The organism is Streptomyces sp. JLBJ103 (genome assembly GCF_058215575.1).
On record NZ_CM177089.1, the window covers coordinates 632,779 to 647,516 of the forward strand.

14 protein-coding genes are annotated in these 14,738 nt (G+C 72.4%); 7 read left to right on the top strand and 7 right to left on the bottom strand.

What is annotated here, in order from left to right:
- The first annotated feature begins 402 nt into the window (after positions 1-402).
- Together AC4BEG_RS02625 and AC4BEG_RS02630 are read left to right on the top strand one after the other, a co-directional pair.
- Positions 403-822 (top strand): nuclear transport factor 2 family protein, encoded by a 420-nt coding sequence (locus AC4BEG_RS02625; protein ID WP_490704282.1) that lies wholly within the window; start codon positions 403-405, stop codon positions 820-822.
- 50 nt (positions 823-872) lie between these two features.
- Positions 873-1,856 (top strand): alpha/beta hydrolase, encoded by a 984-nt coding sequence (locus tag AC4BEG_RS02630; protein ID WP_490704283.1) that lies wholly within the window; start codon positions 873-875, stop codon positions 1,854-1,856.
- A gap of 24 nt (positions 1,857-1,880) precedes the next feature.
- On the opposite strand, the gene AC4BEG_RS02635 is transcribed toward AC4BEG_RS02630, so the two are convergent.
- The gene (locus AC4BEG_RS02635; RefSeq protein WP_490704284.1) at positions 1,881-2,468 is read right to left on the bottom strand and encodes an HhH-GPD-type base excision DNA repair protein; all 588 of its coding nucleotides are present in this window, start codon (positions 2,466-2,468) and stop codon (positions 1,881-1,883) included.
- Between the two features lie 160 nt (positions 2,469-2,628).
- Between AC4BEG_RS02635 and AC4BEG_RS02640 the strand changes: the two genes are divergently transcribed.
- Positions 2,629-3,414 (top strand): SigB/SigF/SigG family RNA polymerase sigma factor, encoded by a 786-nt coding sequence (locus AC4BEG_RS02640; protein ID WP_490704285.1) that lies wholly within the window; start codon positions 2,629-2,631, stop codon positions 3,412-3,414.
- Positions 3,415-3,468: 54 nt separating this feature from the next.
- Positions 3,469-4,137, top strand: coding sequence for a dienelactone hydrolase family protein (locus tag AC4BEG_RS02645; RefSeq protein ID WP_490704286.1), 669 nt, complete (start codon positions 3,469-3,471; stop codon positions 4,135-4,137).
- Between the two features lie 348 nt (positions 4,138-4,485).
- On the opposite strand, the gene AC4BEG_RS02650 is transcribed toward AC4BEG_RS02645, so the two are convergent.
- Entirely contained in the window at positions 4,486-5,550 is a 1,065-nt protein-coding gene (locus tag AC4BEG_RS02650) for an ATP-dependent DNA ligase (RefSeq protein WP_490704287.1), read from the bottom strand.
- A 78-nt stretch (positions 5,551-5,628) separates the two neighbouring features.
- On the opposite strand from AC4BEG_RS02650, the gene ligD reads away from it, so the two are divergent.
- Together ligD and AC4BEG_RS02660 are read left to right on the top strand one after the other, a co-directional pair.
- Positions 5,629-6,639, top strand: a complete 1,011-nt coding sequence (gene ligD, locus AC4BEG_RS02655) for a non-homologous end-joining DNA ligase (protein ID WP_490704288.1) — start codon at positions 5,629-5,631, stop codon at positions 6,637-6,639.
- A gap of 43 nt (positions 6,640-6,682) precedes the next feature.
- Positions 6,683-7,684 carry a GlxA family transcriptional regulator gene (locus AC4BEG_RS02660; RefSeq protein ID WP_490704289.1) on the top strand — a complete coding sequence of 334 codons (1,002 nt, stop codon included), beginning with the start codon at positions 6,683-6,685 and terminating at the stop codon, positions 7,682-7,684.
- Here the strand turns inward: AC4BEG_RS02660 and AC4BEG_RS02665 are convergent.
- The 3 genes from AC4BEG_RS02665 to AC4BEG_RS02675 all read right to left on the bottom strand — a co-directional run bounded on the left by AC4BEG_RS02665 (position 7,648) and on the right by AC4BEG_RS02675 (position 12,388).
- Positions 7,648-9,774 carry a SpoIIE family protein phosphatase gene (locus AC4BEG_RS02665; RefSeq protein WP_490704290.1) on the bottom strand — a complete coding sequence of 709 codons (2,127 nt, stop codon included), beginning with the start codon at positions 9,772-9,774 and terminating at the stop codon, positions 7,648-7,650. The genes AC4BEG_RS02660 and AC4BEG_RS02665 overlap by 37 nt on opposite strands.
- 86 nt (positions 9,775-9,860) lie before the next feature.
- Positions 9,861-10,715, bottom strand: coding sequence for a caspase family protein (locus tag AC4BEG_RS02670; RefSeq protein WP_490704291.1), 855 nt, complete (start codon positions 10,713-10,715; stop codon positions 9,861-9,863).
- 29 nt (positions 10,716-10,744) lie between these two features.
- On the bottom strand, positions 10,745-12,388 hold the full coding sequence (locus AC4BEG_RS02675) for an amidohydrolase family protein (protein ID WP_490704292.1): 1,644 nt from the start codon (positions 12,386-12,388) through the stop codon (positions 10,745-10,747).
- Between the two features lie 151 nt (positions 12,389-12,539).
- On the opposite strand from AC4BEG_RS02675, the gene AC4BEG_RS02680 reads away from it, so the two are divergent.
- On the top strand, positions 12,540-13,361 hold the full coding sequence (locus tag AC4BEG_RS02680; RefSeq protein WP_490704293.1) for a uracil-DNA glycosylase family protein: 822 nt from the start codon (positions 12,540-12,542) through the stop codon (positions 13,359-13,361).
- A gap of 168 nt (positions 13,362-13,529) precedes the next feature.
- On the opposite strand, the gene AC4BEG_RS02685 is transcribed toward AC4BEG_RS02680, so the two are convergent.
- Both AC4BEG_RS02685 and AC4BEG_RS02690 read right to left on the bottom strand, forming a co-directional pair.
- The gene (locus tag AC4BEG_RS02685) at positions 13,530-14,042 is read right to left on the bottom strand and encodes a hypothetical protein (protein WP_490704294.1); all 513 of its coding nucleotides are present in this window, start codon (positions 14,040-14,042) and stop codon (positions 13,530-13,532) included.
- A complete protein-coding gene (locus tag AC4BEG_RS02690) occupies positions 14,039-14,473 on the bottom strand; it encodes an ATP-binding protein (RefSeq protein WP_490704295.1) in 435 nt (144 codons plus the stop codon). The genes AC4BEG_RS02685 and AC4BEG_RS02690 overlap by 4 nt, the downstream gene beginning before the upstream one ends.
- Positions 14,474-14,738: the final 265 nt, after the last annotated feature.

A 14,738-nucleotide genomic window follows, 5' to 3' on the forward strand; every position in this document is an offset into this window, starting at 1 on the left:
CCCGGTCCGGGCGGCCCGGAGCCGGGTCCCACACCGGGACCGGTGCCCGGCCCGCCGCCGGGACCGCCGCCCGACCCGGTGCCCACTCCCCCGCCCAGCCCGCCGCCCAGCCCGCCGCCGAGCCCCACACCGGGGCCGCCGCCGGGCCCGTCCCCGGATCCGGTGCCCAGACCGCCGGGCCCCGACCCGGTCCCGGATCCATCACCGGCCCCGGGGCCGCTCACCTGAGCCGTACCGCCCTCGCGCCCCGTCGTGCCCCGATCGCACGGCGGGGCGCGGCGCCGGCACCGGCACCGGTGCACACTTGCGCGAGAACCAACGTTCTCCTACGGTGGTGAACCAGCGGAGAGAACGATCGTTCTCCACCGTTTCCACCGTGCCAACGCTCAAGGAGATTCCGCCATGGCCGACCAGAAGCCCCCGCTGCCGCCCTTCACCGAGGAGACCGCACGTCTGAAGGTCCAGCTCGCCGAGGACGCGTGGAACACCAAGGACCCCGCCCGGGTCGCCCTCGCGTACACCGAGGACTCCGAGTGGCGTAACCGCGATGTGTTCCTGCGCGGCCGGAGTGAGATCGTCGAATTCCTGACCGCCAAGTGGGAGCGCGAACTCGACTACCGGCTGCGCAAGGAGCTGTGGGCCTTCACCGGCAACCGGATAGCCGTCCGCTTCGAGTACGAGTACCACAACACCGAGGGCCGGTGGTTCCGCGCCTACGGCAACGAGAACTGGGAGTTCGACGAGAACGGCTTGATGCGCAAGCGCTACGCCAGCATCAACGACCTGCCCATCACCGCCGAGGAGCGCCGCATCGCGGTGTGACTCCAGGCGGGGCGGGCGGCGGCGCTGCCACCGCATGTCGAGGAGAGGCGATGGAGAAGCAGATGTCCCCCGGCACCGCCCCGGCTCGCCCCGTACTGGAGCCCGCCGCCGCGGAGTTCGCCGAAGCCAGTGCCAAGCCGCCGTTCCTGTACCAGATGTCGCCCGCCGAGGGCCGCAGAACGGTGGACGAGGTGCAGTCGGGTCCGGTGCCCAAACCGGAGGTGGACGAGGAGTGGATCAGCGTCACCGGGATCCCCGAGGGTGGCGTCAAGGCGCGGATCCTCCGTCCGCCGGGGATGGGCGGCACCCTGCCGGTGATCCTCTACATCCACGGCGCGGGCTGGGTTTTCGGCAACGCCCACACCCATGACCGGCTGGTCCGGGAGCTGGCCGTCCGGGTCGGCGCCGCCGTGGTCTTCCCCGAGTACGACCTCTCCCCCGAGGTCCACTACCCGGTGGCCCTGGAACAGAGCTACGCGGTCGGGCAGTGGATCGTGGCGCATGGCGAGGGGGCGGGTCTCGACCCCGCGCGGATCGCGGTGACCGGCGACTCGGTGGGCGGCAACATGTCCGCCGCCCTCACCCTGCTGGCCAAGGAGCGCGGTGATCTCTCCCTGGTCCAGCAGGTGTTGTTCTACCCCGTCACCGACGCCGCCTTCGACACCGGCTCCTACCAGCAGTTCGCCGACGGCTACTACCTCACCCGCGAGGGGATGCGGTGGTTCTGGGACCAGTACACGACCGACCCGGCCCAGCGCGCCGAGATCACCGCCTCCCCGCTGCGCGCCGATGTCGCCCAGCTCGCCGGGCTGCCTCCGGCCCTGGTGATCACCGGCGAGGCCGATGTGCTGCGGGACGAGGGAGAGGCCTACGCGGACAAGCTGCGGGCGGCCGGGGTACCGGTCACCGCCGTGCGGATGCAGGGCATCATCCACGACTTCCTCATGCTCGACGCGCTCCGCGACACCCAGGCCGCGCGCGCCGCGCTCACCCTGGCCGTGGACACCCTGCGCGGCGCACTGCGCACCGGCTGAACCGGCCCCCGGGGCTCACGGGGCTCACTTCCCCGCGGCGCGCTTCGCCTGCCGCTTGACCTCCTGCTTGTGGGCGCGGACCTTGTCCAGCGACTCGGGGCCGGTGATGTCGGCCACCGAGCGGTACGAGCCCTCCTCGCCGTAGGCCCCGGCGGCCTCACGCCACCCCTCGGGCCCGGCCCCTACCCGCTTGCCGAGGAGCGCCAGAAAGATCTGGGACTTCTGCTTGCCGAAACCGGGCAGGTCGGTCAGCCGCCGGAGCAGCTCGGCGCCGCTGCCCACATCGCGCCACACGGCCTCCGCGTCACCGTCGTAGGTTTCGACGAGGTACTGGCACAGCTGATGGACCCGCTTGGCCATCGCCCCGGGGTAGCGGTGCACGGCGGGCTTCTGCGACAGCAGCTCCGCGAACCGCTCGGGGTCGTACGCGGCGATCTCCTGTGCGTCCAGATCGTCCGACCCCATGCGCTGCGCGATGGTGTACGGGCCGGAGAACGCCCACTCCATGGGGACCTGCTGATCGAGCAGCATCCCGATCATGAGGGCCAGCGGGCTGCGCCCGAGCAGGGCGTCGGCCTCGGGCTGCTGGGCGAGTCGCACGGTGACGTCCATCCCCGCACTGTACCCGGGGCCTCCGCCCTGAACTCCGGATCCTCAACATTCCCCCCAAAAGCGCATAAACATAAACCAATATGGCCGAATTGCGAGGGGTTAAGGATCATGCGACTGTGGTGGGGACCGCCGTGACATCGGACCACGGAGGCGAGTGACCATGTCAGCAACCGCGACTCGCCGACGACGCCATGACGACACGCCCGACACCGGCGGTGCCTTCCAGCGTCTGTCCCGACTGCCCTCCGGACCCGAGCGCGACGCCCTGCGCGAGGCCATCATCTGCGCCTGGCTGCCGGTCGCGAAGCGGCTGGCGCTGCGCTTCCGCAACAAGGGCGAGAACATGGAGGACCTCACCCAGGTGGCCTCGCTGGCCCTGGTGAAGGCCGTCGACCGCTATGACCCGAACCTCGGGCACGCCTTCCCCTCCTATGCGATCCCGGTCATCACCGGTGAGCTCAAGCGGCACTTCCGCGACTATCTGTGGACGCTGCACATCCCCCGCAACATCCAGGAGGTGCGCTCCCGCACCCGCTCCGCCCGCGACGCGCTGGAACAGGAGCTGGGCGGGCGTACCCCCACCGTCACCGAGATCTGTCTGCGCACCGGGATGCCGCAGGAGGATGTGAAAGCCGGCCTCGAGGCCAGCGCCTCCTGCACCCCGCTGTCCCTCAACGCCGCCGTGCAGGGCGCCGAGGAGCGGCTGCTCGCCGAGACGGTGGGCGCCGACGACGCCGCGATCGAACGCGTCGTCAACCGGGAGGCGCTGCGGGTCCTGATCTCGCATCTCTCGGAACAGGACCGCTATGTGCTGTACCTGCGGTTCTTCGCCGGGCTCTCGCAGAGCCAGATCGGCGAGATCCTCGGCTTCTCGCAGATGCACATATCCCGCAGGCTCTCCCGGCTCTACAGCGAGCTGCGCCAAGGGCTGATGGCCTACGCCTGACCGCCCGCAAGACCAAGAACAGTGAAGAGTTCCGACCCCCGGCAGGAGGTGCCGATGCGCTCCGAGACCGCCCGTATCGCCGCGGACGACGCCCTGCTGGTGGGAGATCTCGCCCTGCCCGAACACCCCATCGGCGTGGTGGCCTTCGCACACGGCAGCGGCAGCTCCCGGCACAGCCCGCGCAATCGCGCGGTGGCCCAGGTGCTCCAGCGGGCGGACCTCGCCACCTTGCTGTTCGATCTGCTCACCGAGGCCGAGGAGCGGGTGGACGCGGTCACCGCCGAGCACCGCTTCGATATTCCGCTGCTGGGGCGGCGGCTGGTGGGGGCGGTGGACTGGCTCGCCGGGCATCCGGCCACCAGCGACCTGCCGGTCGGTCTGTTCGGCGCCAGCACTGGCGCCGCGGCGGCGCTGACCGCCGCGGCGGAGCGGCCGGACCGGGTGCGGGCCGTGGTCTCGCGCGGCGGGCGCCCGGATCTCGCGGGCGGGGCGCTGAACCGGGTGCGCGCTCCGGTACTGCTGGTGGTGGGCGGGGACGACCATGAGGTGCTGCGGCTGAACGAGCAGGCCGCCGCCATGCTCGCCGCGCCGCACGAGGTCCATGTGGTGCCCGGCGCGACCCATCTGTTCGAGGAGCCCGGAACCCTGGAGCAGGCGGCCGAGGCGGCACGCGACTGGTTCGCGCGGATGTCCCGCCGTCCGGCCCGCGGCGCCCGGCACTGACCACAGCTAAGCGGCCTCGCTGAAGTCCGGTGCGGTTCGGGTTGCGGCCCGAAGGAGCGCGGGGCTGTGTCGATGTGCGGCTCCGCCGCGGCTGTGTCGATGTGCGGCTCCGCCGCGTGGGCGACCGGCCACGACGCGGCCGCGGACGAACGACCGCACCTCTCGGCACTTCCCGCGGAGCGCTTAGGTCCTGTCCTGTCGATCTTCGTGGATCAGCCCGCGGCGTCTGGTGCCGTGGATCGCAAGGCGGAGGGTCGTCCTCGTACTGGGCGTACTCGGAAGATCCCGACAACGCGGCGAGGCGCGGTACCAGGCGTCGCGGACCCGCGAAGATCGGCAGGACAGGGCCTAGGTGCTGCCCAGCACCTGCCGCAGGTCGTAGGAGACCGGCTCCTCGAGCTGGGCGTAGGTGCAGTCGCGCGGATCGCGGTCGGGGCGCCAGCGGCGGAACCGGGCGGTGTGCCGGAAGCGGTCGCCCTGCATGTGGTCGTACGCCACCTCACAGACCCGCTCGGGGCGCAGCGGCACCCAGGACAGATCCTTGACGCCGGTCCAGCGGCTGGGCGCGCCCGGCATCCGGGACTGTGCGTGTGCCTCCTCGCGGGCCCACTCCGCCCAGGGGTGGCCCTCGACGGTGGGCATGCGCAGCGGTTCCAGCTCGGTCATCAGCTCCTGGCGCCGGCGCATGGGGAAGGCGGCGGACACCCCGACGTGCTGGAGGCGGCCGGTGGTGTCGTACAGGCCGAGCAGCAGTGAGCCGACGACCGGGCCGGACTTGTGGTGGCGCAGTCCGGCGACGACGCAGTCGGCGGTGCGCTCGTGCTTGACCTTGACCATGACGCGTTCGCCCGGCCGGTAGCCGAGGTCGAAGGGTTTGGCGACGACTCCGTCCAGCCCCGCGCCCTCGTATTGCTCGAACCACTGCCGGGCCACCTGCTGGTCGTCGGTCCAGGGGGCGGTGAAGACCGGGTCGGTGGTCGCGCGCAGCGCCTCGGTGAGGGCGTCCCGGCGCTCCCGCAGCGGGGTGTCCATCAGCGAGGCGTCGCCAAGGGCGAGGAGGTCGAAGGCGACGAAGCTCGCGGGGGTGGTCCCGGCCAGCATCCGGACCCGGGAGTCGGCGGGGTGGATGCGCTCCAGCAGGGCGTCGAAGTCCAGCCGTCCGCCGCGCACGATGACGATCTCGCCGTCCAGCACACAGCGCGGCGGGAGCTGGGCGAGCAGGGCCTCGGCCAGTTCGGGGAAGTAGCGGGTGAGCGGTTTGCCGGTGCGGCTGCCGATCTCCAGCTCGTCGCCGTCGCGGAAGACGATGGCCCGGAAACCGTCCCACTTGGCCTCGTAGCGCATCCCCGCGGGGATGGTGGCCGCGGACTTGGCCAGCATCGGCGCGACGGGGGGCATCACCGGAAGGTCCATGGTGTCCGATTGTGCGTCCGTCGAGGGCCGGGCGCCCGCCGGGAGGTGACCTTGGGCGGTCGGGCCTAGCGTGACGGTATGGGAGAGACGGTGGAGCTCACGGTCGGTGAGCGTACGGTGCGGCTGTCCAACCCCGGGAAGGTGTACTTCCCGGGGCGCGGCTTCACCAAGCTGGACCTCGCCCGCTACTACCTGGCGGTCGGCGACGGTGTGCTGCGGGCGCTGCGGAACCGGCCGACGACGCTGGAGCGCTACCCGGACGGCGTAGAGGGGGAGTCGTTCTTCCAGAAGCGGGCGCCCAAGAACCTGCCCGACTGGATCCCCACCGGCCGTATCTCCTTCCCCAGCGGGCGGCACGCGGACGAGATCTGCCCGACCGAGGTGGCGGCGGTGGTGTGGGCGGCCAACCTGGGCTGTCTGACGTTCCATCCCTGGCCGGTGCGGTGCGAGGACACCGAGCACCCCGACGAGCTGCGGATCGACCTCGACCCGCAGCCGGGCACCGACTACTGGGACGCGGTGCGCGCGGCGGGCGAGCTGCGCGAGGTGCTGGACGAGCTGGGGCTGCGCGGCTGGCCCAAGACCTCGGGCGGCCGGGGGCTGCACGTCTTCGTCCCGATCGAGCCGCGGTGGACCTTCACCCAGGTACGACGGTCCGCGATCGCCGTCGCGCGGGAGCTGGAGCGGCGGGCGCCGGAGCGGATCACCACCGCGTGGTGGAAGGAGGAGCGCGGGAGCAAGATCTTCGTGGACTACAACCAGACCGCCCGCGATCGCACCATCGCCAGCGCGTATTCGGTCCGCCCCCGGCCGGACGCCCCGGTCTCCGCGCCGCTGCGCTGGGAGGAGGTGCCCGACGCCCGGCCGCAGGACTTCGATCTGGCGACCATGCCGGTGCGCTACCGCGAACTGGGCGATGTGCACGCCGATATGGACGGGCACGCCTTCCGGCTGGACAGCGCGCTGGAGCTGGCCGACCGGGACGAGAAGGAACACGGTCTGGGCGATCTGCCCTATCCGCCGGAGCATCCCAAGATGAAGGGCGAGCCGAAGCGGGTGCAGCCGAGCCGGGCGAAGACCGAGGACTGAGCCACCCCCTGGCCGGATCGGCATGCTGTGCAAACATTGCGCCATGTCTGCCGCCCCGCACTTCGCGCACACCGACCGCCACCGGGTCGCGGTGCTGGTCCGGCACGGGCTGCTGCCGTTCGAACTGGGCATGGCGCACCGGCTGTTCGGCCGGGCCCGATCGGGGGCGGGCGAGCCGCTGTACGAGGTGGTGACATGCGCCCTGATCCCCGGTGAGGTGCGTACCGACTCCGATGTCAGCGTGAACGTCCGCCATGGGCCGGACGCGCTGGCCGAGGCCGACACCGTGATCGTCCCGGCCGCCAACGAGCAGGACCCACCGCAGACCGAGGGCCGTCTCGGCGCCGCGCTCGGCGCCGCGTTCGAGGTGATCCGCCCCGGCACCCGTATCGCCTCGATCTGCACCGGCGCCTTTGTCCTGGCGGCCGCCGGGCTGCTCGACGGCCGCCGGGCGACCACCCACTGGCAGGCCGCCGACCGCTTCCGGGGGCTGTTCCCCGCCGTGGAGCTGGACCCGGACGTCCTCTACACCGACCAGGGCTCGGTCCTCACCTCGGCCGGGGACGCCTCCGGTATCGATCTGATCCTCCATATGATCCGGCGCGACCACGGAGCGGCGGTGGCGGGCGAGGTCGCCCGCGGCGCGGTGGTGGCCCCGCACCGGGACGGCGGCCAGGCCCAGTTCATCCGGCGGCCGGTCCCCGAGCGGCGCGGCTCGTCCACCGGCACGGCCCGCGCCTGGGCGCTGACCCGGCTGGACCGGCCGGTGAGCCTGCGGGAGCTGGCGGATCGGGAGTCGATGAGCGTACGGACCTTCTCCCGGCGGTTCCGCGAGGAGGTCGGGATGACCCCGGTGCAGTGGCTGACGCACGCCCGGGTGGAGCGCGCCCGGCAGCTGCTGGAGGAGACCGATCTGCCGGTGGACCGGATCGCGGCGGACGCGGGGTTCGGGACGGCCGCGTCACTGCGACAGCATCTGCACACCGCGCTCGGTGTCTCCCCCAGCGCCTACCGGTCCACCTTCCGCGGCACCGCGGCACCGTGACCGCCGTCGCCGTCGGACCCCGACGGCGTACGCAACCGGGCCAGCAGCAGCGCCACATCGTCGTCGGGCGCGCCGTGCAGCGCCGCCAGCACCTGGTCGCAGATCCGCTCCAGGGAACCGTGGTGCCGGCGCAGCAGCTGGACCAGGGTGTGCAGTCCGACGTCCAGCGACTGGTGGCGCTTTTCCACCAGCCCGTCGGTGAACAGGGCGAGCAGCGCGCCCTCGGCCAGTTCGCAGTGGACCGCGGCGAAGGGGACACCACCCACGCCCAGTGGCGCTCCGGTGGGGATGTCGATCAGCTCGGCGTCACCGCCGGGATGCACCAGAACCGGGGGCAGATGGCCGGCGGTGGACAGCTCGCACCGCCCGGTGCGCGGGTCACAGACCGCGTAGAGGCAGGTGGCGATGGATTCGCCGAGGCTGAGGGTGATCTCGTCGAGGTGGCGCAGCAGTTCCACGGGGTCCAGGTCGAGCTGGGAGAAGGCCCGGGTGGCGGTGCGCAGTTGGCCCATGATGGCCGCGGCGTGGATGCCCTTGCCCATGACGTCCCCGACCACCAGGCCGACCCGGCCGTCCTGGAGGGGCAGTACGTCGAACCAGTCGCCGCCCGCGGCGCTGACGGCGGGCAGATAGCGTGAGGCGATCTCCAGTCCGTCCAGGTCCCGGGGCTGCTGGGACAGCAGACTGCGCTGGAGGGTGAGCGCGGCGTCGCGCTCCCGCCCGTAGAGCCGGGCGTTGTCGATGCACAGCGCGGCGCGGATGGCCAGTTCGCAGGCGAGGGTGAGGTCCTGTTCGTCGAACGGCCGGGGGTTGACCGTGCGGTGCAGGCTGAGGGTGCCCAGCACACTGCCGCGGGCGATCAGCGGGGCCGCGAGATAGGAGTGGACGCCCTCCCGCTGGAGGACCGCGGCGGCGGACTCATCGCGCGCGATCCGGCGGACGTCCTGCTCGGTGACGTGCGGAACGAAGATCGGCTGGGCGTCGCGCACACATTTGGTGATCAGGCGGGTGGGGCCGTAGCGGGCGATCTCGCCGACCGGGTCGGCCGCGTGCACCGCCTCGGTGGGATAGCCGGCGGCCACGGCCAGCGCCCGGAAGCGGGTCGAGCCGTCGGTGCGCACCCGGGCCGTGGCCTCGCGGTGCACCACGGCGTCGAGTACATCGACGGCCGCGAGGTCGGCGAGCCGGGGCACGGTCACATCGGCCAGCTCCTGGGCGGTCTGCCGCAGGTCCAGGGTGGTGCCGATACGGACCCCCGCGTCGGCGATGACGGCCAGCCGCTCACGTGCCTCGGCGACCTCGCTCGCCGCCCGGTGGCGCTTGGAGACGTCGATGACCGAGACGGCGACGCCCAGGACCCGGCCGCTGGGGTCCTCCAGCCGGTAGTAGGAGTCCGACCAGGCGTGGTCGTGGTCGGGGTCGGCGGGGGTGCGGCCGACGCTCTGCTGGTCCAGCAGGGGTTCACCGGACTCCAGGACGTGCCGCATCGCGGTCTCCATGGCCACGGTGTCCAGCCCCGGCAGCACCTCGGCGATCCGGCGGCCGCGCACCTCGTTCTCGGTCACCCCGTGCATCTGCTGAAGGGACGGATTGGCGCGCATCCAGCGCAGCTGGGTGTCGAAGACCGCCAGGCCCACCGGCGACTGTTTGATGAGGAAGCCGGAGACGGCGAGATCGGTCTCCAGCCGCCGTACGGTCCCCTCGTCGGCGGCGAGCCCGAGGGCGTAGGCGTCGCCGTGCACATCGCGCAGGCCCATGGTGCGGAATTCGACCTGAAGGGTACGGCCGTCCTGGTGGCGCACCGGGAAGACGCCCGCCCAGGTGTCACCCGCCCGCACCCGCGCGAAGAGTTCCACGGCCGACCGGCGGTCGTCGGGGGGGACCAGCAGCCGGTCCGCGCGGCAGCCCAGCGCATCGGCGGCACGGTATCCGAACAGTTGTTCCGCCTCGGGGCTCCACAGCACGATGCGGCCGTCGCCGTCCAGCACCACGGCGGCGACCTGCAACAGGTCGAGCACCCCTCCCGGGGCGGCGGTCAGGCCGCTCCTGCCCGCCTCGCCGTCCTGGTCAAGACGGTCATGCCTGGTCATACCGGCACCTCACCGGCTCGTGTGCGCTTCTTCTGTCATACCTCGCCGGGCGGACCCCCGCACACCAGTGGGATACGCCCGCGTCATCAGATGGTGAACGGACGCTGACGGGCGAAGGTCGGGTTCCGCGCCCCGGCCAGGAACAGGTTGGGGGTCTGGTCCGGGGGCATCCGCTTGACGATCTCCCGGTGCAGCCCCCGGTAGCTGCCCGCGAAGGCGCCGCCGCGCCAGACCTCCAGCAGGGTTCCGGTGAACAGGCCGTTGACGACGCCGTCCGAGGAGGTCTGGTTGTCCTGGCAGCCGGAGATCTCCAGCACGCTGGCCTCGATCTTGACGAGGTCCTTGGCGGTGTGCGCCTTCTGGATCCGGTCGTAGAACTCGCGGTCCCGCCGGTAGACCGCGGCCTGCACCGTCTCGGGCATCGCCCTGATCTTCCGGCCGATCTCATCGGGGTCGTCGGTGTTGAACCGCCGGTCCAGCTCGCGGGGGCTGAGGACATCCGGCAGTTGGCGGGCCACGGTGCCGCTGTGGCAGCTGTCGGAGAGCATCCAGATCCGCACCCCCTTGGCGAACTTGCCGAACAGCTCGAACAGTTCGTCGTCGACCAGCTGCCGGTCGTACAGCACCCAGGTCTCGTCCAGCCGGTCGCCGGTCTCGTCGTGGTTGAGGTCGGGCACCTGGCCACCGTGGCCCGAGTAGGTGAGGAAGAGCATGTCGCCGCCCGCCAGCCGCCCGGCCGCGGCCTCCAGTGCGGAGGTGACCGCCTCGGCGGTGGCCTCGGCGGTGATCAGCGGATCGGTGACGTCGAACCCCGCGTTGTCGGCGAGGCCCGCCATGTCCGTGGCGTCCTGCTCACATGCGTTCAGCTCACCGCTCCAGCCGTCGTAGGCCGCGGGGTCGACCTGGTTGAGTCCGATGTGGACGGAGATACCGGTTGCCATGAGAACTCCTCGGGTGGGGTGGGGAACGGTCAGGTCAGCAGGTCGGACAGCTCGGCGGCGTAGTCCGGGGGCAGATTGGGCTCGGCGGCCAGGCTCGCCAGGAACGCGGGGTCGGCCCCGGCCGTCAGGCCGTCCAAGGCCAGGGCGGTGAGCGCGGCCGGGCTGATGCCGGGCGGCGCGATCTCGGGGCCGCTGCGGCCCGGCCTGGCCCGCAGGGGCGCTCCGGCCGGCGCCAGCCGGGGGCGCAGCTCGGTGCCGTTCGGCTCGATCTCGTCCAGGGCGAGCCGCCACCGCGGGCCCTCGTCCGCCCGGGGCGGGGCGCGCCGCGCGGCTCGTTCGGCGTGGCCGGGCAGATCGGCGAGGGCGCGGCTGAGCCGGTCGGCGGCCTCGGTGAGGGTCAGACCGCCGACGACCGGGTCGGCGGAGGTCTGGCGGAGCCGGACGCTGCGCCGCGCGGACGCCCCGTGGTCGAGCGGCTCCAGCTCGGCCGGGTCGGGGGTGAGCTTCCGCATCAGGGCGGTGGTGCCGTAGCGGGGGGTGCCGTCGATGGCGACGAGGGTGATGTCGCGGTCGCGGGCGTCGATCAGGGCGGTGTACGGATCGCCGTCGGCTCCGGCGACGGCGATCAGATCGGCGCGCATCCCGGGCCGCAGCGAGCCCAGGGTGCGCTCCCAGCGCAGGATGGCGGCCGCGTCACGGGTGGCCATGGCGACCAGGTCGCGGTCGCTGAACACCCCGCCCGCCACGTCGGAGGCCAGCCGGGCCGCCTTGAGTTCGCCCAGCAGACCCTTGCTGCCGGAGACCGACCAGTCCGAGCCGAGTCCGATGAGCATGCCGGTGCGACGGGCGGCGGCGATGTCCGCGGTGCGGCCGTACAGCAGCAGGTTCGACAGCGGGGACCACACCATGGAGCCGCCGTGCCCGGCCAGCACGGTGAAGTCCTCGGGGGTGAGCGCGGTGCAGTGGATACCGACGAGGTTGTCGGTGATCGCCCACCGCCCGCGCTCGATCTCCAGGGCCTGGAAGTGGTCGCGCGCGTCCTGGTCGGTGCCCTCGGCCAGGTGCAGCAGCAGCCGGTGGGGCTGCTGGAGCCGGGTGAGGAACCGGGCGGCGTCCGCCGCCTCGACATCGGCGATCCGGGAGGCGGCCTCGGGCAGCGCGGGGTCGTCGGTGGCCTCGACGTTGCGGACGATGCCGCGGTACATCCGGCGGGAGCCGGTGTTGCTGAACAGTGCGATGCCCTGGCTGGTGGTGGTGCCGTTGACCAGGGCCTTGGCCTCCACGTAGCGCACCACGGCGGGCATCAGCTCCGGATCCTCGCCGAGCACCGTCATCGGCCCGGTGACCAGGGGGCGGTAGGCCGGGTTGCGCCGTCCGCCCCAGTCGGAGCGGTTGCCGTAGCGCTCGGGGATCCGCCACAGCGGCAGCACGTCGTAGGGCAGATGGTTGTGCAGCTCGATCAGACCGGGGTAGACGGTGCCGCCGGTGCGGACCACCGGGGTGTCCTCATGGCCCGGGGGCCGTGGGGCACCGACCGGCAGCACCGCGTCGACCAGGCCCCGCGCGATGTAGAGCACACCGTCGTCGAGCACGGTGTCATGCGGGTCCATGGTGACGATCCGGCCGCGCAGCGCGAAGCGCGGCTGCTCTTCGGCATCCACCGGAGGTGGCATGGCGCGTCCCTTCACCTCGCTCCCGGACCGGCGGCCGTCCACGGGCGACCGCCGCCCCATTAAGCGATGATGATGTGACTTATCCAGTTATGCCCTGTTCTTCGGCCCCATCCGGAGGAGAGACCGGCAGCCCCCACGTGAGGAGTCCGCGGTGCACGACTTCGATCCCGGGTACGTCCATGAGCCCTACGCCACCCTGGTCCGCTCCCACCCCGGCCCCGAGATCTATCCACCGGAGGACTTCCGCGTCGAGTGGGGCCCGGTCTTCCACCGCGGGCGGCTCGACGGAAGCGCCCGGGTCCTGGTCATCGGACAGGACCCGGCCGCGCACGAAGCGGTCACCCGGCGGATCCTGGTGGGCACCGCGGGCCGCCGTGTCCAGGGCTTCCTGGCCAAACTGGGCATCGACACCGGTTATGTCATGGTCAACACGTTCCTCTACAGCGTGTACGGGCAGGGCGGCGGCACCGCCCACGCCCAGGACCCGGCCATCGCCGACTACCGCCACGCCTGGCTGGACGCACTGATGGAGCACAACGCGGTGGAGGCGGTCCTCGCCTTCGGCGGGCTGGCCGACACCGCGTTCCGCACCTGGCACGCGACCCCGGCGGGGCGCCGCTACAAGGGCGCCTACCAGCACATGCTGCACCCCACCTACCCCGAGAGCGCATCCTCCTCCGGCAGCACAACCCTGGCCACCGCGATGGCGAAGCTGCTCGCCGACTGGAACACCGCCCTGGAGGCGCTGCACGGCGCGATCACCCACCCCGACCACGAACGGCCCCCGGTCCCGTACGGCGGCACCGGCTTCACCCCGGCCGATCTCGCCCCCATCCCCGAGGCCGATCTGCCCGCGGGGCTGCCCGCGTGGATGCGCTCCGCCGAGCCCTGGGCCCGGCGGGAAGGCACCACGCCCGGGGAGAAGCGGGCCACGATCGTGGTGGAGGTCCCGGAGACTCTGCGACCGTTCTAAAGCGGCCTCGCTGAAGTCCGGTGCGGTTCGGGTTGCGCCCCGAAGGGGCACGGGGCTGTGTCGATATGCGGCTCCGCCGCGTGGGCGCGACCAGCCACGGCGCAGCCGCAGACGCGACGGGCACCTCACGGCACGTCCCGCGGAACGCTCGCACGTCCCGCGGAACGCTCAGCGGAACAGCGCGCCCGCGAGGCGGTCGGCGGGCCGGTCGGCGGCCTCCTCCAGCGCGGCCCGCAGGACGCGGCTGTCGACGAGCCCGCCGCCGGGGCGGATCAGCCAGACATGGCCCTGCCGTACGCACCCGGGCCGGGGGCAGCGCAGGGTCCGGCCCGGTCCGGCCGCGGCCACCGAGCGCCGCCGGGCGTACGGCGTTCCGGCGAGCCATGCCTTCCACTCGGCCGCGGAGCCGGGCGGTACGAGGAACGAGAGCACATGGCTGGCGGTGGCCAGCATCACCGGGCCGGTGGCCGCGTCCCGCCGCTGGAGGGCCTGGATCACCGCGGAACCGATCTCGTCGGCCATTCTGACCAGGTCGAAGACCGGGCCCACCGGCAGGTCGGCGAGACCGCTGCCGCTGGCCCACTGAAGCCGCACCCGGCCGGGGTCCTCGCTGGCGGACAGCAGCCAGTCGGCGGCGTCACCCTCCACGGTCAGCCGTGTCCGCCGCTCCCCCGCCGTCATGACAGGCTCTCGACGGGCTCGAGCGGCAGGGTGAACCACACCTTCTTGCCCACGCTCCCGGGGTCGGGCGGCTCGGTGCCCCAGTCACCGGCCAGGCCGTCCACGATGGCCAGCCCCCGTCCGGACTCGGCGGTCGGTGCCGCCTCCCGGATGCGGGGGACGACGGGCGAGCCGTCGGCCACCTCGACCCGCAGCTCATGGCCACGGTTCTGGAGGGAGACGGTGATGGTGACGGTGTCGGCGGCGCCGGAGCTGCCGTGCTCCACGGCGTTGGCGAACAGTTCGTTGGTGGCGAGGACGGCGGAGTCCACCAGCGCGCCGAGCCGCCATTCGCGCAGATGCCCGGTGACCATACGGCGTACCGCGGAGGCACGGTCGGCCAGCGCGGGGAATTCGGCGCGGAAGAGACGGCAGGTGTCCACGGACATCATCGGTCTCCCCCCTCGCCGACAGGGGACAGCACGCTGCCCGGCGGCCGGCTCGGCGTGGGGGCGGTCCGTGGACGGCGCGAGTGCGGTGGTCGTGGACGGTGACATGGTTGGTTCACCTCCCTCATCGGCCGACGCCGGCCGCTTCGGCGGCCCTGGGAAGGATCGGCTCACGGTGTCGGTCCTCACGGTCCTCTTCGGTCTGTCGGCTCTGATGGCATACGTGCACATGGCGTGGTTGACGTCCTGGGGAGCGGGTAAGCGCATG

Excerpts from the sequence above, each read along its gene's own strand:
- AC4BEG_RS02685 (WP_490704294.1), bottom strand. The coding sequence starts at position 14,042 with ATGACGGCGGGGGAGCGGCGGACACGGCTGACCGTGGAGGGTGACGCC.
- AC4BEG_RS02645 (WP_490704286.1), top strand. The coding sequence starts at position 3,469 with ATGCGCTCCGAGACCGCCCGTATCGCCGCGGACGACGCCCTGCTGGTG.
- AC4BEG_RS02665 (WP_490704290.1), bottom strand. The coding sequence starts at position 9,774 with ATGACCAGGCATGACCGTCTTGACCAGGACGGCGAGGCGGGCAGGAGC.
- AC4BEG_RS02625 (WP_490704282.1), top strand. The coding sequence starts at position 403 with ATGGCCGACCAGAAGCCCCCGCTGCCGCCCTTCACCGAGGAGACCGCA.
- AC4BEG_RS02640 (WP_490704285.1), top strand. The coding sequence starts at position 2,629 with ATGTCAGCAACCGCGACTCGCCGACGACGCCATGACGACACGCCCGAC.
- AC4BEG_RS02660 (WP_490704289.1), top strand. The coding sequence starts at position 6,683 with ATGTCTGCCGCCCCGCACTTCGCGCACACCGACCGCCACCGGGTCGCG.
- AC4BEG_RS02690 (WP_490704295.1), bottom strand. The coding sequence starts at position 14,473 with ATGATGTCCGTGGACACCTGCCGTCTCTTCCGCGCCGAATTCCCCGCG.
- AC4BEG_RS02635 (WP_490704284.1), bottom strand. The coding sequence starts at position 2,468 with ATGGACGTCACCGTGCGACTCGCCCAGCAGCCCGAGGCCGACGCCCTG.
- AC4BEG_RS02675 (WP_490704292.1), bottom strand. The coding sequence starts at position 12,388 with ATGCCACCTCCGGTGGATGCCGAAGAGCAGCCGCGCTTCGCGCTGCGC.
- AC4BEG_RS02650 (WP_490704287.1), bottom strand. The coding sequence starts at position 5,550 with ATGGACCTTCCGGTGATGCCCCCCGTCGCGCCGATGCTGGCCAAGTCC.
- ligD (WP_490704288.1), top strand. The coding sequence starts at position 5,629 with ATGGGAGAGACGGTGGAGCTCACGGTCGGTGAGCGTACGGTGCGGCTG.
- AC4BEG_RS02630 (WP_490704283.1), top strand. The coding sequence starts at position 873 with ATGGAGAAGCAGATGTCCCCCGGCACCGCCCCGGCTCGCCCCGTACTG.
- AC4BEG_RS02670 (WP_490704291.1), bottom strand. The coding sequence starts at position 10,715 with ATGGCAACCGGTATCTCCGTCCACATCGGACTCAACCAGGTCGACCCC.